Consider the following 23,771-nt stretch of genomic DNA (forward strand, 5'->3'; position numbering starts at 1 on the left):
CGTTGTCGAAAGGATGGAAGCACGTCGGGCGCCTCCGCGCGCGCACCGAAACCCGTTGTGGCCTTGGCCTCGGCTTGGCAGGGTGGGAGGATGACACCCCCCGCCCTTCCCACCGCATCCGCCCCGGACACGGCCCGGCTGCTCCTCGGCGTTCTCCTGCCGACCATCGTGAAGGGTCCCATCATCCGGCGGCCCTGGGCGGTTGGGCTCGCAGCACGCCTCGACCTGGACACCCGGGCGGTGGGGATCGTGAGGACGATCCACGCGAAGTACCCGGCCGGTCCGCTGATGCTGAAGCTGCCGATCCGCAGGCAGGCGATCGTCCTGGCGCCCGGCGACGCCAATACCGTCCTGGCGCAGTCCCCGGAACCGTTCACCCCCGCCAGCAGCGAGAAGCGCGCGGCGCTGTCCCACTTCGAACCCTCCAACGTGCTGATCACGCGCGGACCCCTCCGGACGGTGCGGCGCGCCCTGCAGGAACAGGTCCTCGACACGGACCACCCCGTGCACCACCTCGCCGACCGGTTCGTGCCCGTGGTGGAGGACGAGATGCGGCAGTTGCTCACGGAGGCCGCCCGCAGCGGATCCCTTCCCTGGGACGACTTCCTCGACGCCTGGTACCGGGTGGTGCGGCGGGTGGTGTTCGGCGACCACGCGCGCGACGACACGGACCTCACGGACATGGTGATCCGCCTGCGCAAGGACGGGAACTGGGCGTTCCTGAAGCCGGTGCGGAAGAAGACCCGACGGCGCTTCCTGGCGCGGATCGACGAGGAGCTCGCCAACGCCGAGCCCGGAAGCCTCGCGGCCGTGATGGCCGCCGCTCCGAAGGGCGACGGCGCCGAGCCCGCCGACCAGGTGCCGCAGTGGCTCTTCGCGTTCGACCCCGCCGGTATGGCGACGTTCCGCGCCCTGACCGTGCTCGCCACCCATCCGGAGGCGATGGCCGCCGCGCGGCGGGAGGTCGACGGCGACACCTCGGGACGCCGCCTCCTCCCCTACCTGCGCGCCGGCATCCTCGAGTCGCTGCGCCTGTGGCCCACCACCCCGATGATCCTCCGCCAGACCACGCAGCCCGTGCAGTGGGAGCAGGGACTGATGCCGGCCGATTGCGGCGTGCTGATCTACGCGCCGTACTTCCACCGCGACGAGCGTTCCCTGCGCAGCGCACACAACTTCTCACCCGAGCGCTGGCTGACCGAGGAGGACGACGGCTGGCCGCTGGTCCCCTTCAGCGGCGGACCGGTGGTCTGCCCGGGCAAGCAACTGGTGCTGCTCATGACCAGCGCGGCTCTGGCGGAGCTGGTGGCCGGGCACGACTTCCAGGTGGAGGAGGGGCAGTCGCTCGACCCGGACCGGCCGCTGCCGGGCACCATGGACAACTACAGCGTCCGGCTGGGCGTCTCCCCCAGGGCCTGAGCAGCGACGCCCGGCCGCCGCACCCGCGTCATCAGCCGGGTTCCCCGGGCCTTCAGCCCCGGAGGACCTTGTGGTTGGCAGCCTGCGCGAGCGGACGGAGGACGAGCTGGTCGATGTTCATGTGGTGCGGCGCGTTGAGCGTGAACGCGACGGCGGCGGCGACGTCGTCGGCCGTCAGGGGGTACGCGACCCCTTCGTAGACCTTGTCGGCGGCGCCTCGGTCACCGCTGAGGCGGTTGAGCGAGAACTCCTCGGTGTGCACCATGCCCGGCGAGACTTCGATGACGCGCACGTTGTGCTCGGCCTCCTCGAGGCGGAGCGAGCGGGCCATCGACTCCTGCGCCGCCTTCACGCCGCAGTACCCGGCGCCGCCCTCGTAGGGCGCGAGCGCCGCCGTCGAGGTCAGGAACAGGACGCTCCCCTGGCCGCCGTCGCGCAACGCCGGGAGCAGGGCCCGGGTCATGCGCATGGAGCCGAGCACGTTCACGTTGTACATCCACTCCCAGTCCTCGGTCCTGGCCTCGGCCACCCGCTCCGTGCCGAAGGCACCCCCGGCGTTGTTGACCAGCGCATGGACCGGGCCGGTCGCGGTGACCTCGGCCGTGAAGGCGTCCACGGATGCCTGGTCGGTCACGTCCAGCACCATGGGAGTCGCCCCGGTCTCGTCGGCGAGCGCCTGCAGGCGGTCGATGCGCCGGGCCGCGGCGACGACGTCCCAGCCGTCCCGACGGAGGGCGCGGACGGTCGCGGCGCCGATCCCTGAACTGGCACCGGTGACGATGGCGAGCAGGGCGGAAGGGGCGGGGTCGGCGGGGGCGCCGAGGGGCGCCCTGGATGTCTCGGTCATGGGGCCACTGTAGTCAGTGGGGGCCGAAACCCGCCTCGCGGCCGGCGATGGCGCGCCCGGCCCGGTGCTGGACAGGGCCGGTCAGGGCAGAGTGACCAGCGTGGAGGCGAGGTTCCGGACCCGCGTCCTCAGCACCTCGCGGACGGTGCGGACCCCGTCCAGGTCCATGGCCGCCGGATCGGAGATCTGCCAGTCCTCGTACTTCTTCCCCGGGTAGATGGGACAAGTGTCCCCGCAGCCCATGGTGATGACGACGTCCGCGGCCCGGACGACGTCGTCGGTCAGGGGCTTCGGGAACTCCTGACCGGGATTCAGGGCGAACCGGCGCGTGATGATCGGCAGGTACGTGGTGAACGTCGCCGTCCGGCTGAGCGCCGTGTAGGACTCGAAGACGTAGCGTTCGACCATCTCCGGGCTGAAGACGCCGTCGAACGTCGAGGACAGCTCCGCGGAGATGCGCTCCAGCACGCGTCCGCGCAGGAGTGCGCCGTCGTCGGCTGCAGGTGACTCGTTCATTCGTTCCCCTTCGATGTGGCCCGCGCTCGGTATCAGCAGGTCGGCGGTCAATGGTGGGCGGCGATCCGGGTGGTGGTGCTCAGTGGTCCGGGTCCCCCGACCGCCCGTGGGCGGTGCCGGTGGGGAAGCCGATCCTGACCAGCTGTGGCCCGCCACAGCACCCGGCATCAGCGTCGGCATCCGGGCCGGCGGCCGTGCCGGTCCCGCACTGTCGCGTCGCGTCACTGTCGATCGCGGCCGGGACGATGGTGTCGCAGGAGCCCCCTAGATCGGTGCTGCAGACGCCTGTCTCGGGAAGCTCGAGCTGGAGGCGGGACGCAGCTTCCGTGTCGCCGGCGATCGCCGCGGTGACGGAACGGACCTGCTCGTACCCGGTGGCGAGCAGGAAGGTGGGCGCCCGTCCGTAGGACTTCATCCCGACGAGGTAGAAGTCCTTCTCCGGGTGCGCCAGGACGTCCGCGCCGTGGGCGGGGACCGTCCCGCAGGAGTGGAACTCCGGGTCGATCAGGGGCCCTAGGGCGCGCGGTGCTTCCACGGCGGGGTCGAGATCGAGCCGCAGTTCGCGCAGCATGTCCAGATCCGGCCGGAACCCGGTGGCCGGCACCAGGACGTCGACCTCGATCGTCCGAGGGCCGGCCGGCGTCGATGCCGTCACCGACAGGCCCGACGGCTTCCGGGCGAGACCGGTGATGGTGAAGTCCGCGACCAGCTCGACGACGCCGTCGCCGACGAGGGTCCTGAGGCGGCTGCCCAGGGCGCCGCGGGCGGGCAGGCCGTCGAGGTCTCCGCCACCGTAGAGGCGCTGGGCGGATCCGCCGCCACGGACGGCCCAGAGGATCCGGGTGCCGGGCTCGTTCCTGGCGACCTCGCCGAGATCGATCAGCGTGTTGGCGGCCGAGTGCCCCGCTCCGACGACCATGACCGTCCTCCCTGCGAAACGTGCCCGCTCGAGTCCGAGGACGTCCGGCAGCGCGGAGCCCACCAGATCCGCCACCGCGTCCTCGCCCGGCGCCGGCAGTCCTGCCTGCCCGAGGGGGTTGGGCCGGCCCCACGTGCCGGAGGCATCGATGACGGCGCGCACGTGGTGATCCGTGGTTCCGTCGGGGGTGGTGACCCGGACGAGGAACGGCGTCGTGGCGCGGTCCCTGGTGCGGGTCTTGTCGAGGCCGAGGCGGGTGACCGCCGTGACGGTGCTGTTGAACCGCAGCGTCCCGGCGATGGCCGGGATGGCTGCGAGGGGTTCGAGGTAGGACTCCACCAGCTCCCGCCCGTACGGCAGGGCGGTCTGGCGTGGTTCGGCCCAGCCGGCGGGTTCGAGCAGGCGACGGGCTGCCGGATCGATGTCGTACTGCCACGGCGAGAACAGGCGGATGTGCGCCCACTGGCGGACCGCTGCACCGACGGTCCCGCCCTGTTCGAAGACGATCGGGGTGAGCCCCTGCTCGAGGAGGTTGGCGGCCGCGGACAGTCCGATCGGTCCGGCGCCGATGACAGCGACCGGGAGGTCGGTCGCTGTGGCGTCGGCCGGCAGGGATGCGGTCATGCCGTCGGTCCCGCGCCGGTGGGCAGGAGTTCGCTGATGAGCTGCCGGATGCGTCCCTTGATCTCGTCGCGGATGGGCCGGACCGAGTCGACACCCTTGCCCGCGGGGTCCTCGAGGACCCAGTCCTCGTACCGCTTGCCGGGGAAATAGGGGCATTCGTCCCCGCAGCCCATGGTGACCACGACGTCGGAGGCCTTCACGGCGTCGGTGGTGAGGATCTTCGGGGTTTCCGCGGTGATGTCGATACCCTCCTCCTTCATCGCCTCGACCGCGGCGGGGTTGACCTGGTCGGCAGGCTGCGAACCGGCAGAGAGGACCTCGATGCGCCCCTCGGAGAGGTGGTTGAGGTAGGCCGCGGCCATCTGTGACCGGCCGGCGTTGTGCACGCACACGAAGAGGACCGAAGGCTTCCTGTGATCGACGGTCGTCGTGGCTGCTGTCTCGGTGCTCATGATGATTCTTTGTTCATCGCCTGACGCCGGAGGGCCGGGCGGCCGGCTGGAGGGGAGGAGCCGAATCCCGGGCCAGACACCTCACGTTCCGGCGACCTACCAGGGATCGACTGGCTTCGATGTCGAGTATGCGGACAGATATCGATGGATGTCAATGCGCAGGTATGCTGGGCGAATGACGACGATCTCCGAGCCCGGGACGGCTGGCCTCGCAGCAACCGCATCGGCTCCCGCACCGCTCGACAGTGCAACCGACGACGGCAGCTGCTGCGTGCCCTCCGGCACTCCCGCGATGAGTGCGGACCGCGCCGAGGCACTGTCCCGGCAGTTCAAGGCCATCGCCGACCCGAACCGGCTGCGCCTGGTCTCACTCATCTCCGCGAGCGCCGCCAACGAGGCATGCGTGTGCGACCTCACCGAACCACTGGATCTCGGCCAGCCCACGGTGTCCCACCACCTGAAGATCCTCGTCGACGCCGGCATCCTGCACCGCGAGAAGCGCGGCGTCTGGGCGTACTACTCCCTCGTGCCCGGGGCCCTGAACTCCCTCGCCGGCGTCCTCACCGAAGCCCGATAACACCCTCCCGGGCTTCTGCCCTCCACCACTGCCCCCCATCACGAATCGAGACCCCCAGTGAGCTTCACAGCGGACAAGCCCTCCGTCCTGTTCGTCTGCGTCAAGAACGGCGGCAAGTCCCAGATGGCAGCCGGCCTCATGGACAAGGTCGCCGGCGACTCGGTGACCACAGCGTCGGCGGGGTCGACGCCGGGCTCCGCGGTCAACGCGCTCTCCGCCGCGGTCCTGGCCGAGGTCGGCGTCGACATCAGCCGGAACATCCCGCGCCGGATCACCACGGAGGACCAGCGCCGGGCGGACGTCGTCGTGATCCTCGGCAGCGAAGCGCAGGTCGACGAGGTCGAGGGGACCCGCTACGAACGATGGACCACCGACGAGCCCAGCAACCGCGGGATCGACGGCATCGACCGCATGCGCCTGGTCCGCGACGACATCCTCGCCCGCGTCACCACGTTGCACGCCACGCTCACCGCCCCGTAAGAGCTCCCCCCACCCCCTCCTGCTGTCCTCCCTCGCCGTCCCCTGCCCTTCTCCTCCCGCGCGCCTCTTCCCCCAAGGAGTCCTGCTGCCATGACCGTGGTCGCCATCCTGATCTTCCTCGCCACCCTGACCCTGGTCATCTGGCAACCCAAAGGCCTCGGCATCGGTTGGTCCGCCCTCGGCGGGGCAGCGCTCGCGCTGATCACCACCGTCGTGAGCCTGTCGGACATCCCCATCGTGTGGGACATCGTCTGGAACGCGACCTTCGCGTTCGTGGCGATCGTCATCATCTCGCTGGTCCTGGACGAGTCCGGGTTCTTCACCTGGGCAGCACTGCATGTCGCCCGCTGGGGCCGGGGCAACGGCCGCCTGCTGTTCACCCTGATCGTCCTGCTCGGGGCCGCGATCGCCGCGGTGTTCGCCAATGACGGGGCAGCACTGATCCTCACCCCGATCGTCATCCAGATGCTGCTCGCCCTGAAGTTCCCGGCCAGGGCGTCCCTCGCGTTCGTCATCGCCTGCGGGTTCATCGCCGACGCCGGCAGCCTGCCCCTGGTCGTGTCGAACCTGGTGAACATCGTCACCGCGGACTTCTTCGACATCGGCTTCGCCCGCTACGCGGTCGTCATGGTCCCGGTCGGACTGGTCTCCGTCGCCGCCAGCCTGGCTGTCCTGCTCCTGTTCTTCCGGAAGGCCATCCCGCGCCACTACGACGTCACCGTCCTCGCGAACCCGAGATCCGCCATCGCGGACCCCCTGACCTTCAGGACCGGCTGGGTGGTCCTCGGGGTCCTGCTGATCGGCTACTTCGCCGCAGACCCCCTGCACATCCCGCTCTCCGCCGTCGCGGGCCTCGGCGCCGTCGTACTCATGATCGTCGCCTCCCGCCGACCTGCCTTCCTCTTCCCGCGTGCAGCCGCCTTCGCGACCACTGCGACAGCGCACGGATCGACACCGGGAGCAGCCGATGCGCGGGTCGCGGACCTCGATTGCGAGACGGTCGGAGCGGCCCACCGCTCGACGACGGGACCGGGCACCGCAGCCCGCTCCGGCTTCGACCCCGACGATGCAGCACCGGATGCAGCGGACGCGGGTGCTGTCGCGCTCCCGAACCCCGGGATCTCGGTTCCGCGGATCCTGAGGGAAGCGCCCTGGCAGATCGTCCTGTTCTCCATCGGCATGTACCTCGTCGTGTACGGGCTGCGGAACCAGGGCCTCACCGACGAGCTCGCCGGTGTCTTCTCCGCCGTCGGCTCCAACGGTGTCCTGATCACCGCCCTGGGTGTCGGTGTCATCGTCGCGGTCCTCGCGTCGCTGATGAACAACATGCCCACCGTCCTCATCGCGTCCCTCGCGATCGGGTCCGCCGGTGCCACCGGGCTGACCCAGGAGGCGATGATCTACGCCAACGTCATCGGCTCCGACCTCGGCCCGAAGATCACCCCCATCGGCAGCCTCGCGACCCTCCTGTGGCTGCACGTCCTGGACCGCAAGGGCATCCACATCGGGTGGGGCCAGTACTTCCGCACCGGGATCGTGCTCACCATCCCCGTCCTCCTCATCACCCTGCTCGCGCTCGCGGGATGGCTCACCGTCGTCGGCGTCTGAAAGCAGGTCCGACGCGAGCTAGTAGCGGGCGAGGACGTCGATGAACTCGTCGGCACGGGCGAGGGTCTCGACCAGCTTCGCCCGCCGTTCGGCGGCCGTTTCGCGGAAGAAGGCCAGGCGCGCGCGCAACTCGCCGGCCGCGGCCTCGTCCTTCTCCTGCTGCAGGGCGTCGAGGACGGCGAGGAGGTCCTTCATCTCCTCGAGCGTGAAGCCCAGCGGCTTCATCCGCCGGATCACCATCAGCCGCTCGAGGTCCTCCTCGGTGTAGACGCGGAACCCACCGTCGGTGCGGGCGGTTGCGGGGAGGATGCCCACCTCGTCGTAGTGACGGATCGTCCGCAGGGACAGGCCCGTGCGCTCCGCGAGCTCACCGATGTGCATGGTCCGGAGCCCTGCTGTGTGGCGTACCTCGGTCACGGCCCACCTCCTTGTCACGACAACTCTACCCTTACGTTAGGGTTGGTTTGGAACCGGTCGTGCACAGAGGCGTGCGCCTCCCCATCGCCCCGCTTCCCGTACACCGGGACGAACGCCCGAAGGAACCTGCCATGTCCGCAGCAGCACCCATCGCTCCACCGGAACTCACGCCCGCCGAACGCCAGTCGGTGGCCAGGACCCTACGGAACCCGCGCCTGCTGAAGACCGAGGTCCTCGCCGGCCTCGTCGTCGCGCTCGCCCTGATCCCCGAGGCCATCGCCTTCTCGATCATCGCCGGCGTCGACCCGCGGCTGGGACTGTTCGCCTCGTTCACGATGGCGGTGTCCATCGCCTTCCTCGGCGGACGCCCGGCCATGATCTCCGCCGCGACCGGCGCGATCGCCCTCGTCATCGCCCCGCTGGTGGACAGCCACGGCGTGGACTACTTCACCGCCGCGGTGATCCTCGGGGGGATCTTCCAGGTGATCCTCGGCGTCACCGGCGTCGCCCGCCTCATGCGGTTCATCCCCCGCTCCGTCATGGTGGGCTTCGTCAACGCCCTCGCCATCCTCATCTTCATGTCCCAGGTCCCCGAACTCATCGACGTACCCTTCCTCGTGTACCCGATGGTCGCCGTCGGCCTGCTGATCGTCTTCGGGCTGCCCCGCCTCACCAGGGCGGTGCCCGCACCGCTGGTCGCCATCGTGGTCCTGACCGTGTTCGCGGTCGTCGCCGACGTGCTCGTGCCCACCGTCGGGGACAAGGGCGAACTGCCCGAGAGCCTGCCGTCCCTGTTCTTCCCGAACGTGCCGCTGACCCTCGAGACCCTCCAGATCATCGCCCCCTTCTCCCTGGCGCTGGCCGCCGTCGGGCTCCTCGAGTCCCTCATGACCGCGAAGCTCGTCGACGACATCACCGATACCCGCTCCGACAAGACCCGCGAATCCTGGGGCCAGGGAGCAGCGAACATCATCACCGGGTTCTTCGGCGGCATGGGCGGCTGCGCGATGATCGGCCAGACCATGATCAACGTGAAGGCCTCCGGTGCGCGCACCCGGATCAGCACCTTCCTCGCCGGCATCTTCCTGCTCGTCCTCGTGGTGGCCCTCGGCGGCATCGTCGCCCTGATCCCGATGGCCGCCCTCGTCGCGGTCATGATCTTCGTCGCCATCGCCACCTTCGACTGGCACAGCATCCAGCCATCGACCCTGAGGCGGATGCCCCGGAGCGAGACCGCCGTCATGCTCGCCACGGTCATCGTCACCGTGTGGACCCACAACCTGGCGATCGGCGTCGGCGTCGGCGTCCTCGTGGCGATGGTCGCCTTCGCGCGCCGCGTGGCGCACTTCGTCACCGTCGAACGCTCCGAGACCACCACGGACGGGGACCGGCACGCCACCTACACGGTCGACGGCGAACTGTTCTTCGCGTCCTCCAACGACCTCTACACCCAGTTCGAGTACGCCACCGACCCCCACCGCGTCACCATCGACCTGCACGGATCCCACCTCTGGGACGCCTCCACCATCGCCGCCCTGGACGCCATCACCGAGAAGTACCGCACCCACGGCACCGAGGTGGAGGTCGTCGGACTCAACGAGGCCTCCACCATGATGCGCGAACGCCTGGGCGGGACGCTCGGCGCCGGCCACTGACCCGGCCGCTCCGGGATCCGCCGGCGCACTTCCGCCCGCGGAACCCGCCGTCGTGCCGGAGTCGGCGGGCGGTAGGGAACAATGGAGGAATGGCCGATACCACCCAGGGCACAGACACGCCCTCCCCCCAGCCCGTTTCCGTCCCCGACAAGCCCGCGCTCGAGGGGCTCGAGGAGAGACTGTCCCGCCAGTGGCGCAAGGACGGCACCTACGCCTTCAACCGTGACACGACGCGCGAGGACGTCTACTCCATTGACACTCCGCCGCCCACGGCGTCGGGATCGCTCCACGTGGGACACATGTTCTCCTACACGCAGACCGACGTCATGGCGCGGTTCAAGCGCATGCGCGGCGCCAACGTCTTCTACCCCATGGGCTGGGACGACAACGGCCTGCCGACCGAGCGCCGCGTCCAGAACTACTACGGCGTCCGCTGCGACCCGTCCGTCCCGTACGACGCCGGCTACCGGCCTCCCGCCGAGCCCGCGAAGAACCAGCGGGACTTCGACGCGGTGTCGCGGAAGAACTTCATCGAGCTCTGCGAAGAGCTGGCCGTCGAGGACGAGAAGGTCTTCGAGAACCTCTTCAGCACCCTGGGACTCTCGGTCGACTGGGACCTGACGTACCGGACCATCGACGACACCTCTCGTGCCGTCTCGCAGCGCGCCTTCCTCGAGAACCTGAAGGCCGGCGACGCCTACCTCGCCGAAGCGCCGACCCTGTGGGACGTCACCTTCCGGACCGCCGTCGCGCAGGCCGAGCTCGAGGACCGCGAGCAGCCCGGCGCCTACCACCGCATCGCGTTCCACGCCCCCGACGGCACCCGGATCCACATCGAGACGACCCGTCCCGAGCTGCTGCCGGCGTGCGTCGCCCTCGTGGCGCACCCCGACGACGAGCGGTACAAGCCGCTCTTCGGCACCACCGTCACCAGCCCGCTGTTCGACGTCGAGGTCGAGATCAAGGCGCATCCCCTGGCGAAGCCCGACAAGGGCAGCGGTATCGCCATGATCTGCACCTTCGGCGACCTGACCGACGTCACCTGGTGGCGTGAACTGCAGCTGCCCACCCGCGCCGTGATCGGTCGTGACGGCCGGCTGCGCGCCGAGGCACCCGAGTGGATCGCGACCGACCGGGCCCGCGGGAACTACGCCCAGCTGGCCGGGAAGACGATCTTCAGCGCCAAGGAGGCCGTCGTCGCGATGCTCCGCGAGAGCGGCGACCTCGAGGGCGAGCCGAAGAAGATCATGCACCCCGTCAACTTCTACGAGAAGGGCGACAAGCCCCTCGAGGTCGTCACGAGCCGCCAGTGGTACATCCGCAACGGCGGGCGCGACGCAGGCAAGCGGGAGGCGCTGATCCAGCGGGGGCGCGAGATCGACTTCCACCCCTCCTTCATGCGCTCCCGCTACGAGAACTGGATCGAAGGGCTGAACGGCGACTGGCTCGTCTCACGCCAGCGCTTCTTCGGCGTCCCGGTGCCCGTCTGGTACCGCCTCGACGCCGACGGCGAACCGGAGTACGAGGACCCGATCCTCCCGGCCCTCGAATCCCTGCCCGCCGACCCGGCCGCCGACCCGGCACCCGGCTTCGACGAATCCGCCCGCAACCAGCCCGGCGGCTTCATCGGCGACAGCGACGTGCTGGACACTTGGGCGACGTCGTCCCTGACCCCGCAGATCGTGGGCGGCTGGGCGCGGGACGAGGACCTGTTCGGGAAGGTGTTCCCGTTCGACCTGCGCCCGCAGGGCCACGACATCATCCGCACGTGGCTGTTCTCGACGGCGGTCCGCGCCGACGCCCTCCAGGACTCGGTGCCGTGGAAGCATGCCGCCCTCTCCGGGTGGATCCTCGACCCCGACCGCAAGAAGATGTCGAAGTCCAAGGGCAACGTCGTGGTCCCCACGGACGTCCTGGAACAGTTCGGGGCGGACGCCGTGCGCTACTGGGCCGCATCGGCGAAGCTCGGCGCGGACACCGCGTACGAGGTGAACCAGATGAAGATCGGCCGGCGCCTGGCCATCAAGCTGCTCAACGCGTCGAAATTCGTCCTCAACCTCGGGGTCACCGATGCGTCCATCGGCTCCGGTGCCCTGGACCGCGTCTCGAACGCGCTGGACACCTCCCTGCTCGTCCAGCTCCGCACGGTGACCGAGCAGGCCACGGCCGCCTTCGAGAAGTACGACTACGCGCGTGCCCTCCAGCTCACCGAGTCCTTCTTCTGGACCTTCACGGACGACTACGTGGAACTGGTCAAGGACCGTGCCTACGGCGATCCGGACGACGCGGGGACGCAGTCGGTCCAGACCGCGCTGGCGACGACACTGGACGCCCTGCTGCGCCTGTTCGCGCCGTTCCTGCCGTTCGCCACCGAAGAAGTCTGGAGCTGGTGGCGCGAGGGATCGGTCCACCAGGCGGACTGGCCCGGTGCCGACGCCCTCGCAGCGCTCCCGGACTCGGCCGACGCCGGCGTCCTGACGTCGGTGGCCCTGGCCCTCGGGGGCATCCGCAAGGCGAAGTCCGAGGCCAAGGTCAAGCAGCGCACCGAGGTGGAACGCGCCGTCGTCACCGCGTCCGCCGCCCAGGCGGGGCAGATCCGTGCGGGCCTGGCCGACCTCCTCGCGGCCGGCAATGCCCGGGACCTCCGGGTCGTCGAAGGGGACGGAGCGCTGAGCGTCTCCGCCGTCGAGCTGGTCCCGCAGCCCGCGGAGTAGCGTCCGGACGCAGGAAGGGACCCGCCGGTGGGCGGGTCCCTTCCTGCGTTCGTGCCGGCTGACGACTAGTCGAAGCGCGGGCTCTCCGTGCGGGAGCGCTTGAGTTCGAAGAAGCCGGGGAACTCGGACATCAGGACGGCGCCGTCGAAGATCCGGCCGGCCTCCTCCCCGCGCGGGATCCTGGTGAGCACCGGCCCGAAGAACGCCGTGCCGTTGAAGGCCACGACCGGCGTGCCGACCTCGTCGCCCACGCGGTCGATGCCGTCCTTGTGGGACGCGCGCAGCCGGGCATCGTACTCGTCGGTGTGCGCGTAGGACGCGAGGTCGGCCGGCAGGCCCACCTCCTCCAGCGATTCCCGGATGACGACGTCGAAGTCCCTGTTCTGGCCGATGTGGATGCGGGTGCCCATGGCGTCGTACAGCTTCTTGATGTACTCGTCACCGTGCAGCTCCGCCGCAGCGATGATCACGCGCACCGGACCCCACCCCTGCAGCATCATGGCCTGGTAGTCCTCGGGGAGGTCGCGTCCCTCGTTGAGGACGGACAGGCTCATGACGTGCCAGGCGACCGAGATGTCGCGGACCTGCTCCACCTCACCGATCCAGCGGGACGTGATCCAGGCGAAGGGACACAGGGGGTCGAACCAGAAATCGGCCTTCTCGACGGTCGTGGACGCAGTCATAGGGTGCTCCTTGCAGGGTTGGTGAGGCCGAGGCCTTTTCCGGTGCAACCAGCGCCGCCGGCTCGCTATTCCGGCCGAATTGGTGCGGGCCCGCAGGAGGCGGTCTAATGGGAGGACACGACCAGTCGAGGATGCCTGGCGCTATCCCTGCGTCGCCATCGGGCTGGATGAGCTCGCACCGGCGACCCCGGTGCCGAAAAGGATGCCGCTGTGCAGCACCACCGGACCGAGACCCACGACACCTGGCTCGAACGCGAGGCGCTCGCGGAAGCCATGATCCCGCTCATCGGGCGCCTGTACCGCGACAACAACGTCGTGACCAGCATCCACGGGCGCAGTCTCATCAACAAGTCGACGATGAACATCCTGAAGGCGCACCGCTTCGCCCGCCGGATCACCACCGAGGAGCTCCGCCTCGAGGACACCGCTCCCCTGCTGCAGATCCTCGCCGACCTGGACCTCGGCGCGGCCGCGATCGACATCGGACGCCTTCGCCTCGCCTACGACCGCGCCGGGGACGGGCGGACCCTCGAGGAGTTCACCCGCGCGGAACTCGCCGACATCGTCGGCCGGGGCGGGCACGACGAGCGCACGAGCACCGACGTCGTCCTGTACGGCTTCGGCCGGATCGGGCGCCTGGTGGCCCGCCTCCTGATCGAGAAGGCCGGCGGAGGCCACGGGCTGAGGCTGCGCGCCGTCGTCGTCCGCCGGGGCTCGGACAACGACCTCGCCAAGCGCGCGAGCCTGCTGCGCCGCGACTCGGTGCACGGCCCCTTCGAAGGGACCATCCAGGTGGACGAGGCATCGAACACGATCACCGCCAACGGGATCCGCATCCAGGTGATCTACTCCGACGATCCGTCGACCATCGACTACACGGCCCACGGCATCCACGACGCCATCATCGTGGACAACACGGGCCGCTGGCGCGACGCCGACGGCCTGTCCCAGCACCTGAAGAGCCCCGGCGTGGCCAAGGTGCTGCTGACCGCCCCGGGCAAGGGAAGCTTGAAGAACATCGTGCACGGCATCAACCACCACGCGATCGAGGAGACCGACCGCATCATCACCGCGGCCTCCTGCACCACGAACGCGATCACGCCCGTCCTCAAGGCCATCAACGACCGCTTCGGTGTGGTCCACGGGCATGTGGAGACCGTCCACTCCTTCACGAACGACCAGAACCTGATCGACAACTTCCACCGCGGCGACCGGCGCGGCCGCTCGGCGGCGCTCAACATGGTCCTCACCGAGACGGGGGCGGCGACGGCGGTGGCGAAGGCCCTGCCCGAACTGGCCGGGAAGCTGACCGGCAGTTCCATCCGCGTGCCGACCCCGGACGTCTCGATCGCGATCCTCAACCTGACCCTCGACAACGCGACCACGAAGGAGGAGGTCAACACCTACCTCCGTGAGATGTCCCTCCACTCGGGCATGCGGAAGCAGGTGGACTACATCGACAGCCCGGAGGTCGTCTCGACGGACTTCGTCGGCTCGCGGCGGACGGGCATCGTCGATGGCCTCGCGACCATCGCCGACGGCACGTTCCTCGTCCTGTACGTCTGGTACGACAACGAGTTCGGGTACAGCTGCCAGGTGGTGCGGGTCCTCGAGGAGATGGCTGCGGTCCATCCGCCGTCGTACCCCGTCGCGGACACCGTGGCCGCGGTGACAGCGAACCGCTGATCCGGCCGGTCAGGCGGAAGGCCCGGCCGGATGGCCGGGCCTTCCGCATGCGGTGGGCTATCAGGCGGATTTGTTCCGGCGCTTGGCGGCCACCTCGTGCGAGATGAGCGTGGGTTCCGCGCGCTTGGCGACGACGTCGTCCGTGATGACCACCGTGGCGATGTCCTCGCGGCTGGGGAGGTCGAACATGACGGGCAGGAGGACCTCCTCCATGATGGCGCGGAGGCCTCGCGCGCCGGTCCCCCGGTCCAGCGCGAGGTCGGCGATGGCCTCGAGGGCCTTCGGTTCGAGGACGAGTTCGACGCCGTCGAGCAGGAACATCTTCTGGTACTGCTTGAGCAGCGCGTTCTTCGGCGCGGTCAGGATCTGCATGAGCGCCGGCCGGTCCAGGTGGGTGACGGTGGTGATGACGGGCAGCCGGCCGATGAACTCGGGGATCAGCCCGAACTTGAGCAGGTCCTCGGGCATGACGTCCCCGTAGCTGGCCTCCTCGTTCTTGAGGGAGCTCAGCGGTGCGCCGAAGCCGATGCCCTTGCGGCCCGCCCGGGAACCGATGATCTCCTCGAGGCCGGCGAACGCGCCGGCGACGATGAAGAGCACGTTCGTGGTGTCGATCTGGATGAATTCCTGGTGCGGGTGCTTGCGCCCGCCCTGCGGGGGCACGGAGGCGACGGTGCCCTCGAGGATCTTCAGCAGGGCCTGCTGGACGCCCTCGCCCGAGACGTCGCGCGTGATCGAGGGGTTCTCGCTCTTGCGGGAGATCTTGTCGATCTCGTCGATGTAGATGATGCCCTGCTCGGCCTTCTTCACGTCGTAGTCCGCGGCCTGGATCAGCTTCAGCAGGATGTTCTCGACGTCCTCGCCCACGTAGCCCGCCTCGGTGAGGGCAGTCGCGTCCGCCACGGCGAACGGGACGTTGAGGCGGCGGGCAAGGGTCTGGGCGAGGTAGGTCTTGCCGCACCCGGTGGGACCGATGAGGAGGATGTTCGACTTCGCGATCTCGACGTCCTCGGTCTCCACCGCGTCGGCGAGCGTACCGGCGGCGCGGGGCCCGTTGCCCGACTGGATGCGCTTGTAGTGGTTGTAGACGGCGACTGCGAGGGAGCGCTTCGCGGGCTCCTGGCCCACCACGTACTCCTGCAGGAAATCAAAGATCTCGCGGGGCTTCGGCAGCTCGAACGTCCCGAGGTCGGCCACCTCGGACAGCTCCTCCTCGATGATCTCGTTGCACAGGTCGATGCACTCGTCGCAGATGTACACACCGGGGCCGGCGATCAGTTTCCGGACCTGCTTCTGGCTCTTCCCACAGAAGGAGCACTTGAGCAGATCCGTGCTCTCACCAATGCGAGCCATGGTTCAATCCCCTTAGGTTTATCGCGATTGCTATGTCCACTCTAGGCCACCCCGCCGCGGGAGCCAGTATCAAAAGGCCCGTGGTGCCATGCGGCACCACGGGCGGGGGACGGGTCGGGCGGCGGACCCGGGGGCCGGTCCGGCCCCCGGGTCCGCCGTCGCTGCTACGGGGTGTTGATCTTCGGCGGGGTGATCTTCCGCGACGTCAGGACCTCGTCGACCAGTCCGTACTCGACGGCGTCGGCCGCGGTGAGGATCTTGTCGCGCTCGATGTCGATGTTGACCTGCTCGGAACTGCGGCCCGAGTGGAGTGCCAGCGTGTCTTCGAGCCAGGTGCGCATACGCATCACCTCGTTGGCCTGGATCTCGAGGTCGGACGCCTGCCCCCCCTGCCCGCCGGAGAGGGCCGGCTGGTGGATCAGCACGCGGGCATTCGGCAGGGCCAGCCGCTTGCCGGGCGCTCCCGCGGCCAGCAGGACGGCCGCGGCGCTTGCGGCCTGGCCGAGGCACACGGTCTGCACCTCGGGCCGGATGAACTGCATGGTGTCGTAGATCGCCGTCATGGCCGTGAAGGAGCCACCCGGCGAGTTGATGTACAGGGTGATGTCGCGCTCGGGGTCCGTGGACTCGAGGACGAGCAGCTGCGCCATGACGTCGTCGGCGGAGGCGTCGTCCACCTGCGTGCCGAGGAAGATGATGCGGTCCTCGAACAGCTTCGTGTAGGGGTCCTGGCGCTTGAAGCCGTAGGGCGTGCGCTCTTCGAACTGGGGAAGGATGTAGCGGCTGGTCGGCAGGTTCTGCGCCGTCGATCCCGCTGCTGCCTGGAATTCGTGGTTCATGGTGTCTCCTGTAGGACGACTGGTGAAGAAAGGGGCTGTGCGCGGACTAGGACGTCTGGTCGGTTCCGCCGCCGCCGGCCACGGAGCCCGAGTGCGCGGAGATGTGGTCGAAGAATCCGTACTCGAGGGCCTCCTGGGCGGTGAACCACTTGTCGCGGTCGTTGTCCTTCAGGATCTTCTCGACCGTCTGGCCCGTCTGGTCGGCCGTGAGTTCGGCCATGACCCGCTTCATGTGCAGGATCAGCTCGGCCTGGATCCGGATGTCCGTCGCGGTTCCACCGATGCCGCCGGACGGCTGGTGCATCAGGATGCGTGCATGGGGCGTCGCGTACCGCTTGCCCTTGGTGCCCGAGGAGAGCAGGAACTGGCCCATCGATGCGGCGAGGCCGGTGGCCACCGTGACGACGTCGTTGGGGATGAACTGCATGGTGTCGTAGATCGCCATGCCGGCGGTCACCGAGCCGCCGGGCGAGTTGATGTAGAGGTAGATGTCGCGCTCGGGATCTTCGGCCGACAGCAGCAGGAGCTGCGAGCAGATGGCGTTCGCGTTGTCGTCGCGGACCTCCGAACCGAGCCAGATGATGCGCTCCTTGAGGAGCCTGTTGTAGATGTAGTCGTCACGACCGCCCATCTCGGGGCCGGCCATGCTCGGGGTGCTTGGTTCGGTTGCCATTGACGTTAACCTCTCACTCTGGCGGGCCGCTGCCGCTTCGGCCGACCCGTCCGTTTGTCTCTCCTTGGACACTAACCCGCTGGCATGGCGAATTGCTCCCGCTCCGCGAACTGTTCGCTGACGGCGCACGGTCGCGCCGCCGTCGTCCGGATGCCGTTCGCCGAGGGCCTCCGGACATCGCCTGAGGGCTTAACGAAGCAGCGGTGCCGCCGCCCGGAGGCTGCGGCACCGCTGTCTGCACTGCTGGCTACTCGGAAGCCGCCTTCTTGCGCGGCGCCCTCTTCTTCTTCGGGGCCTCGGCGGCCTCCGGCTCCTCGACGGCCTCCGGTGCCGCGGCCTCGGGGGCTTCGGTCGCCTCGGCCTCGGGCGCGTCCGCGACCTCGGTCACCTCGGCGTCAGGAGCGTCGACGACGTCCTGCTCGGTCGCGGCATCGTCCGCGCTGATGGTCTCGATGTCTTCATCACCGGGGCGGACGAACTCGCTGAGGTCGACGACGGCACCGTTGGTGTCGGTGACCGTCGCGTACTCGAGGACCTTGGCGAGGGCCTTGCGGCGGCGCACCTCGCCGACGATCATCGGGACCTGGCCGCTCTGGTCGAGCATCTGGGCGAACTGGTTCGGCTCCATGCCGTACTGGCCGGCGGTCGAGACGATGTAGTCGATCAGCTCGGGCTGGCTGACGCCGACCTCCTCCTTCTCGGCGACGGCGTCGAGGATGACCTCGTTCTGGAAGGCGCGCTCCGTGTTGGTGCGGATCTCCGCGCGGTGCTCCTCGGTGTCATGGTCCTCACGGGCGCTGTGGGCGTTCTCGCCGTTGAAGTGCTGCTCGAGCTGCTCCTCGATGACGCTCGCGGGGACCGGCACGGCGACGAGCTCGACGAGCTTGTCGAGCACCTTGTCGCGTGCCTCGACGCCCTGGTCCATCAGCTTGGACTCGGAGGCCTGCTTCGTGAGGTCGGCACGCAGTTCCTCGGCGGTGTCGAACTCCGACGCCAGCTGGGCGAACTCGTCATCGACCTCGGGGAGCTCGCGCTCCTTGACGGCCTTGACGATGACCTTGACCTGCGCATCGGCGCCTGCGTGCTCGCCGCCCGCCAGCTTGGTCTCGAACGTGGCGTCCTCGTCGGTGGAGAGTCCGGTGACGGCCTCGTCCATACCCTCGAGCATGGTCCCGGAGCCGATCTGGTAGGACAGGTCCTGAGCCGAGTCGACCTCGTCATCGCCGACCGACGCGGTCAGGTCGATGGTCAGGAAGTCGCCGTCCTTGGCGGGACGGTCCACGGCGGTGAGGGTGCCGAAGCGCCCGCGCAGCTCGTCCATGGCCTTCTGGATGTCCTCGTCGGAGGCCTCGACGGCCTCGACAGAGACTTCGATGCCCTCGTAGTCCGGGAGTTCGATCTCGGGGCGGATGTCCAGCTCGACGCTGAACGCCAGCTGGCCGTCCTTCTTCGCGGGGTCGGGGACCTCGGTGATCTCGACCTCGGGGCGGCTCAGGGGGCGGATGCCCGACTCCTGCACGGCGCTCTGGTAGAAGCCGTTGAGGCCGTCGTTGACGGCGGTCTCGATGACGTAGCCGCGGCCGACGCGCTGGTCGATGAGCTGCTGGGGAACCTTGCCCTTGCGGAATCCGGGAACCTGCACCTGGGTCGCGATGGTCTTGTAGGCCTCGTCGATGCTGGGCTTCAGTTCCTCGAAGGGGACCTCGACGTTCAGCTTCACCCGGGTGGGGGAAAGGGTTTCAACAGCGCTCTTCACAGCGTAGGACTCCTGAAATGATTGGGGTTGGTTCTGCAGCGGAGGCACTTTCCTCATCACACAACAGAGTCGGGGTGACAGGAGTTGAACCTGCGACTTCCTGCTCCCAAAGCAGGCGCTCTACCAAGCTGAGCTACACCCCGTAAGTGCGAGTGCCAGTCTACGCACCTTTGCGCCGACCTCGCACATTTGGCGATAGCGCGGCAGCTGTGATGTAGTTATAGGCGTTCCACGGGGCCGTATCAGTGCTCCCGCGGGGCTGTAGCTTAGTGGTAAAGCCTCTGTCTTCCAAACAGATGATGCGAGTTCGATTCTCGTCAGCCCCTCTCCTTCCGGCTTGTACCGGACCCTCACCCGGACCGACGCGTCCGGGTGTGCTGCTTTAACCGGCGGCTCCGCTGGGATCAGTCCGGCTGGCACAGCGGGCACCAGTAGACGTTCCGGGCCGCCATCACCGCGGTGAGGATCGGTGTCCCGCAGCGGCGGCACGGCTGGCCCGTGCGCTTGTAGACGTAGTGCGGGGCGGACCGTTTGGGGCGTCCGTTCCGTGCCTCGGGGGTCGTCGTGACGATGCGTCCGTCCCGGACGCCGTCCTTCATCAGGCGCACCGTGTCGGCCCAGAGGCCGGCGGCCTCGTCGTCGCGGACCTGCTTCCCCGGTCGCCACGGGTTCATGCCCTGCAGGAACAGCACCTCGGCACGGTAGATGTTGCCGATCCCCGCGATCACCGCCTGGTTCATCAGCTGGGTGCCGACGGGGGTGATGCTGGACAGCAGCTTCCGCGTGAACACCGTACCGTCCGACCGCGGCTGCAGGGGGTCCGGACCCAGCTTCGCGCGGGCCGCCTTCTCCTCCGCCCCGGTGATCACCTCGCACGCCGTGGGTCCCCGGAGGTCCGCCCAGCCGTGCGCCGACACGAACCGGACACGGACAGCGCCCACCGGCGCGGGAGGGCCCGCGTACCCGGAGCCAGGGCCGTCACCGGAGGGCTGCTCCGACTCCCCCACCCGGCGGGGAGCCCCTATGCTCGAGGCCCCGCGGAACGTCTCGTCGCCGCCAAAGGTCCACGCCCCGTACAGGCCGAGGTGCACCCGCAGGACGCGGCGGTTGTCGAAGCGCAGGAACATCTGCTTGCCGTGGGCGAGCGCGCTGACCAGCGTGGCACCGTCGAGCTGGGCGGCCCCCGCGGCGAACCGTCCCTGCGGGCTCGAGACGGCGAGCCGCTCACCGGTGAAGACGGACCCGAACTGCCGGGCGAGCCTGTGGACCGAATGGCCCTCAGGCAACGCTCCCCGATTCCTCGAACCGCGACACCTGCGCGATCCTGCGGCTGTGCCGCTCGGCGCCGCTGAACGGTTCGGTGAGGAACGCCTCGACGATCGCCGTCGCCTCCGCCACCGAGTGCTGCCGTCCGCCGACCGCGACGACGTTGGCGTCATTGTGCTGGCGTGCCAGGCGCGCGGTGTCCAGGCTCCACGCGAGGGCGGCCCGGACGCCGCGCACCTTGTTCGCGGCGATCTGCTCGCCGTTCCCGGAACCGCCGAGGACGATCCCCAGGGCCTGGGTGCCGGCGGCCTGGTCCGCGATGACGGCCTGCGCGGCGTCGATGCAGAACGAGGGGTAGTCGTCCTCCGGATCGTAGGACGTGGGGCCGTGGTCGACGACGTCGTAGCCTGCCGCGGTGAGGTGCGAGAGCAGGTGGGCGCTCAGTTCCATGCCTGCGTGGTCGGTGGCGAGGTGGACGCGCATGATGATCGGTTCCTTCTGGGTGGCGCCGGGGAGGAGGCGATGGTGGCCGCGCGGGGTGGACGCACGGCTGGACGGGAGGTCTCCAGCCTAGACCGCGGGGCCGGGCGGGTCGACGTGCGCGGCGACACCGGGCGGAGTGAGAGAATCGAACCGCCGCGTAACCCTCATCACACGCGGAGTACCCGAATCCCACCCCTGGAGGCGATCCTTGCCCGGTCTGAACCTGACGCGCGACGAAGCACGCACGCGCGCCGATCTGCTCACCGTCCACTCCTACGAGGTCACCCTCGATCTCACGCGCGGCGAACGCGTGTTCCGCTCGACGACGGTGGTCTCCTTCGACGCACGCCAGGGCGCCTCGACGTTCATCGACGCCGTGACGGACGCCGTGCATCGGGTGGAGCTGAACGGCGTCGCACTGGATCCCGCGGAGGTCTCCGACGGCGTCCGGATCCAGCTTCCGACGCTGGCCGACAGCAACGTCCTCGTCGTCGAGGCCGACATGCTCTACATGAACACCGGCGAGGGTCTCCACCGTTTCACCGATCCCGTGGACGGCGAGGTCTACCTCTACACCCAGTTCGAGGTCCCGGACTCCCGCCGCGTGTTCACCGTGTTCGAGCAGCCCGACCTGAAGTCGACGTTCCGGTTCTCCGTCACCGCTCCGTCGCACTGGGACGTCATCTCGAACACCGCCACGCCGGAGCCCGTCCGGGCGGGATCGGTCGCCGACGGCGCCGCCTCCACCTGGTCCTTCGAGCCCACCCCCGTCATGTCGTCCTACGTGACCGCGCTGATCGCAGGCCCGTACCAGTCGGTGCGAAGCGAACTGACCAGCTCGGACGGCCGCACCATCCCGCTCGGGGTGTTCGCCCGCAAGTCCCTCATGCAGTATCTGGACGCGGAGAACATCTTCGCCCTCACCCGCCAGGGCTTCGCGTTCTACGAGGAGCAGTTCGGCACGCCCTACCCGTTCGCGAAGTACGACCAGCTGTTCGTGCCCGAGTTCAACGCCGGAGCCATGGAGAACGCGGGCGCGGTCACGTTCGTGGAGACCTACGTGTTCCGCTCCCGCGTGCCGGACGCGACGGTCGAGCGCCGCGCCATCACCATCCTGCACGAGTTGGCCCACATGTGGTTCGGGGACCTCGTGACCATGCGCTGGTGGAACGACCTCTGGCTGAACGAGTCGTTCGCCGAGTTCATGTCCACCCTCGCGGCCGCGAAGGCCACCGAGTTCGAGCAGGCGTGGACCACGTTCGCGATCCTCGAGAAGGGCTGGGCCTACCGCCAGGACCAGCTCCCGTCCACGCACCCGATCGTCGCCCGGATCAACGACCTCGAGGACGTCCAGGTCAACTTCGACGGCATCACCTACGCGAAGGGCGCATCCGTGCTCAAGCAGTTGGTGGCCTGGGTGGGCCAGGAGGAGTTCATGCAGGGCGTGCGCCAGTACTTCGCGAAGCACTCCTGGAAGAACACGGAACTCGTGGACCTGCTGTCCGAACTCGAGGCCGCCAGCGGCCGTGACCTGAAGGCGTGGTCCGCCCTCTGGCTCGAGACCGCCGGCGTCAACACGCTCCGCCCCGAGTTCACCACGGACGACGACGGCACCATCACCTCGTTCGCGATCCTCCAGACCGCGGTCGAGGCGTTCCCGACCATCCGCCCGCACCGCCTCGCGGTGGGTTTCTACGACCACGACGACGACGGCGCCCTCGTCCGCGTGCACCGGCTCGAGCTCGACGTCGACGGCGAGCGCACGGAGGTCGCGGACCTCGTGGGTCGCAGGCAGCCCGCCCTCGTGCTCCTGAATGACGACGACCTCGCCTACGCGAAGATCCGCCTCGACCCGGCGTCCCTGCGCACGTCCGTGCGCCACGTCAGGGACTTCCGCGACTCGCTCCCCCGCACCCTCGTCCTCGCCTCGGCGTGGGACGCGGCCCGCGACGGCGAGACGCCGGCACGCGACTACGTGGAACTCGTCCTGCAGAACATCGGAGCGGAGTCGGACTCGTCCGTCGTGCTCGTGCTGCTCCGTCAGCTCGCCTCGACCCTCGCGTTCTACGTCACCCCGGAGGACCGCGAACCGATGGGCGACGCCGCGGCGGACAGCCTGCTGGACCTCGCGCTTGCTGCCGCTGCCGGCTCCGACGCCCAGCTGCAGTTCACGAAGGCCTTCTCCGCCCACGCCCGCACGGTGCCCCAGCTGGACACCGTCGAGGCCCTGCTCTCCGGTGAGCATGTCCCCGGAGGACTCACCGTGGACCAGGACCTGCGGTGGGAGCTGCTCACCAGCCTCGTGGTCGGCGGGCGCGCCGGAGAGCAGGAGATCGACGGCGAACTCGCGAAGGATTCGACGGCGACCGGTCAGCTCGCGGCGGCAGCGGCGCGCGCGGCACTGCCCACCCCGGAGGCCAAGGCGGCGGCGTGGGCGGCACTCGTCGACTCGGCCGACCTGCCGAACGCCACCCAGCGGTCCATGATCGGCGGATTCACGCGCGTCCACGACCGGTCGCTCCTGGAGCCCTTCGTGGCGCGGTACTTCGCCTCGATCCGGGACGTGTGGGCGACCCGCACGCATGAGATCGCCCAGCAGATCATCGTGGGCCTCTACCCGTCGCTCCTGACCACGCAGGACACGCTGGACCGCACGGACGCCTTCCTCGCCGCCCTCGGCGACGAATCGCCGTCGCTCCGGCGCCTGGTGCTGGAAAGCCGGGACGGCGTCGTGCGCGCCCTGAAGGCGCAGGCCGCCGACCGGTAGGCGCTCACCCGGACGGGGAGGACCACCGTCCTCCCCG

At 69.2% G+C, this 23,771-nt stretch carries 20 protein-coding genes and 2 tRNA genes; 9 read left to right on the forward strand and 13 right to left on the reverse strand.

Translation table 11 applies throughout. The annotated features are described in order from the left end of the window. The first annotated feature begins 90 nt into the window (after positions 1–90). The gene (locus IWX63_RS10965) at positions 91–1,419 is read left to right on the forward strand and encodes a cytochrome P450 (RefSeq protein ID WP_199278206.1); all 1,329 of its coding nucleotides are present in this window, start codon (positions 91–93) and stop codon (positions 1,417–1,419) included. Positions 1,420–1,471: 52 nt separating this feature from the next. Here the strand turns inward: IWX63_RS10965 and IWX63_RS10970 are convergent, their stop codons facing one another. The 4 genes from IWX63_RS10970 to IWX63_RS10985 form a co-directional block, all read right to left on the reverse strand. Continuing rightward, a complete protein-coding gene (locus IWX63_RS10970) occupies positions 1,472–2,266 on the reverse strand; it encodes an SDR family oxidoreductase (RefSeq protein ID WP_199278207.1) in 795 nt (264 codons plus the stop codon). A gap of 81 nt (positions 2,267–2,347) precedes the next feature. After that, positions 2,348–2,782: an arsenate-mycothiol transferase ArsC gene (locus tag IWX63_RS10975; RefSeq protein ID WP_199278208.1), complete on the reverse strand. Its 435-nt coding sequence runs from the start codon at positions 2,780–2,782 to the stop codon at positions 2,348–2,350. A 79-nt stretch (positions 2,783–2,861) separates the two neighbouring features. Further along, complete coding sequence (locus IWX63_RS10980; RefSeq protein WP_199278209.1) at positions 2,862–4,325, reverse strand: NAD(P)-binding protein; 1,464 nt, start codon at positions 4,323–4,325, stop codon at positions 2,862–2,864. Then, on the reverse strand, positions 4,322–4,777 hold the full coding sequence (locus IWX63_RS10985; RefSeq protein WP_199278210.1) for an arsenate reductase ArsC: 456 nt from the start codon (positions 4,775–4,777) through the stop codon (positions 4,322–4,324). The genes IWX63_RS10980 and IWX63_RS10985 overlap by 4 nt, the downstream gene beginning before the upstream one ends. A gap of 292 nt (positions 4,778–5,069) precedes the next feature. On the opposite strand from IWX63_RS10985, the gene IWX63_RS10990 reads away from it, so the two are divergent. The 3 genes from IWX63_RS10990 (at position 5,070) to IWX63_RS11000 (ending at position 7,442) form a co-directional block, all read left to right on the forward strand. After that, positions 5,070–5,354 carry an ArsR/SmtB family transcription factor gene (locus tag IWX63_RS10990; protein WP_442859126.1) on the forward strand — a complete coding sequence of 95 codons (285 nt, stop codon included), beginning with the start codon at positions 5,070–5,072 and terminating at the stop codon, positions 5,352–5,354. 57 nt (positions 5,355–5,411) lie between these two features. Beyond that, positions 5,412–5,834, forward strand: a complete 423-nt coding sequence (locus IWX63_RS10995; protein ID WP_199278212.1) for an arsenate-mycothiol transferase ArsC — start codon at positions 5,412–5,414, stop codon at positions 5,832–5,834. 90 nt (positions 5,835–5,924) lie between these two features. Further along, a complete protein-coding gene (locus IWX63_RS11000) occupies positions 5,925–7,442 on the forward strand; it encodes an arsenic transporter (protein ID WP_199278213.1) in 1,518 nt (505 codons plus the stop codon). Between the two features lie 18 nt (positions 7,443–7,460). On the opposite strand, the gene IWX63_RS11005 is transcribed toward IWX63_RS11000, so the two are convergent. Continuing rightward, the gene (locus IWX63_RS11005; protein ID WP_199278310.1) at positions 7,461–7,823 is read right to left on the reverse strand and encodes a MerR family transcriptional regulator; all 363 of its coding nucleotides are present in this window, start codon (positions 7,821–7,823) and stop codon (positions 7,461–7,463) included. Between the two features lie 167 nt (positions 7,824–7,990). On the opposite strand from IWX63_RS11005, the gene IWX63_RS11010 reads away from it, so the two are divergent. Both IWX63_RS11010 and valS read left to right on the forward strand, forming a co-directional pair. After that, positions 7,991–9,514: a SulP family inorganic anion transporter gene (locus tag IWX63_RS11010; protein WP_199278214.1), complete on the forward strand. Its 1,524-nt coding sequence runs from the start codon at positions 7,991–7,993 to the stop codon at positions 9,512–9,514. Between the two features lie 89 nt (positions 9,515–9,603). Then, the gene (valS, locus tag IWX63_RS11015; protein WP_199278215.1) at positions 9,604–12,228 is read left to right on the forward strand and encodes a valine--tRNA ligase; all 2,625 of its coding nucleotides are present in this window, start codon (positions 9,604–9,606) and stop codon (positions 12,226–12,228) included. 65 nt (positions 12,229–12,293) lie between these two features. Here the strand turns inward: valS and IWX63_RS11020 are convergent, their stop codons facing one another. Then, complete coding sequence (locus tag IWX63_RS11020; protein WP_199278216.1) at positions 12,294–12,911, reverse strand: mycothiol-dependent nitroreductase Rv2466c family protein; 618 nt, start codon at positions 12,909–12,911, stop codon at positions 12,294–12,296. Positions 12,912–13,121: 210 nt separating this feature from the next. On the opposite strand from IWX63_RS11020, the gene IWX63_RS11025 reads away from it, so the two are divergent. Beyond that, positions 13,122–14,597, forward strand: a complete 1,476-nt coding sequence (locus tag IWX63_RS11025; protein ID WP_199278217.1) for a glyceraldehyde-3-phosphate dehydrogenase — start codon at positions 13,122–13,124, stop codon at positions 14,595–14,597. 60 nt (positions 14,598–14,657) lie between these two features. On the opposite strand, the gene clpX is transcribed toward IWX63_RS11025, so the two are convergent. The 5 genes from clpX to IWX63_RS11050 all read right to left on the reverse strand — a co-directional run bounded on the left by clpX (position 14,658) and on the right by IWX63_RS11050 (position 19,361). Next, positions 14,658–15,950 carry an ATP-dependent Clp protease ATP-binding subunit ClpX gene (clpX, locus tag IWX63_RS11030; protein WP_199278218.1) on the reverse strand — a complete coding sequence of 431 codons (1,293 nt, stop codon included), beginning with the start codon at positions 15,948–15,950 and terminating at the stop codon, positions 14,658–14,660. A 164-nt stretch (positions 15,951–16,114) separates the two neighbouring features. Then, a complete protein-coding gene (locus IWX63_RS11035; RefSeq protein WP_043445666.1) occupies positions 16,115–16,789 on the reverse strand; it encodes an ATP-dependent Clp protease proteolytic subunit in 675 nt (224 codons plus the stop codon). 46 nt (positions 16,790–16,835) lie between these two features. Beyond that, entirely contained in the window at positions 16,836–17,462 is a 627-nt protein-coding gene (locus IWX63_RS11040) for an ATP-dependent Clp protease proteolytic subunit (protein WP_334685806.1), read from the reverse strand. A 247-nt stretch (positions 17,463–17,709) separates the two neighbouring features. Then, a complete protein-coding gene (tig, locus tag IWX63_RS11045; protein ID WP_199278219.1) occupies positions 17,710–19,218 on the reverse strand; it encodes a trigger factor in 1,509 nt (502 codons plus the stop codon). A 69-nt stretch (positions 19,219–19,287) separates the two neighbouring features. Then, positions 19,288–19,361, reverse strand: a tRNA-Pro gene (locus IWX63_RS11050). Between the two features lie 112 nt (positions 19,362–19,473). Here IWX63_RS11050 and IWX63_RS11055 point away from each other — a divergent pair. Continuing rightward, positions 19,474–19,544: transfer RNA gene (locus tag IWX63_RS11055), tRNA-Gly, on the forward strand. Between the two features lie 78 nt (positions 19,545–19,622). Here IWX63_RS11055 and IWX63_RS11060 read toward each other — a convergent pair. Together IWX63_RS11060 and IWX63_RS11065 are read right to left on the reverse strand one after the other, a co-directional pair. Beyond that, positions 19,623–20,504: an Fpg/Nei family DNA glycosylase gene (locus IWX63_RS11060; RefSeq protein ID WP_199278220.1), complete on the reverse strand. Its 882-nt coding sequence runs from the start codon at positions 20,502–20,504 to the stop codon at positions 19,623–19,625. Continuing rightward, positions 20,497–20,967 (reverse strand): ribose-5-phosphate isomerase, encoded by a 471-nt coding sequence (locus tag IWX63_RS11065; protein WP_199278221.1) that lies wholly within the window; start codon positions 20,965–20,967, stop codon positions 20,497–20,499. The genes IWX63_RS11060 and IWX63_RS11065 overlap by 8 nt, the downstream gene beginning before the upstream one ends. Before the next feature lie 217 nt (positions 20,968–21,184). Here IWX63_RS11065 and pepN point away from each other — a divergent pair, with 217 nt between their 5' ends. Further along, positions 21,185–23,734, forward strand: coding sequence for an aminopeptidase N (pepN, locus tag IWX63_RS11070; RefSeq protein ID WP_199278312.1), 2,550 nt, complete (start codon positions 21,185–21,187; stop codon positions 23,732–23,734). The last annotated feature ends 37 nt before the right edge of the window (positions 23,735–23,771 follow it).

The organism is Arthrobacter sp. CAN_A2, from assembly GCF_015752045.1.
Taxonomy (GTDB): Bacteria; Actinomycetota; Actinomycetes; order Actinomycetales; family Micrococcaceae; genus Arthrobacter_D.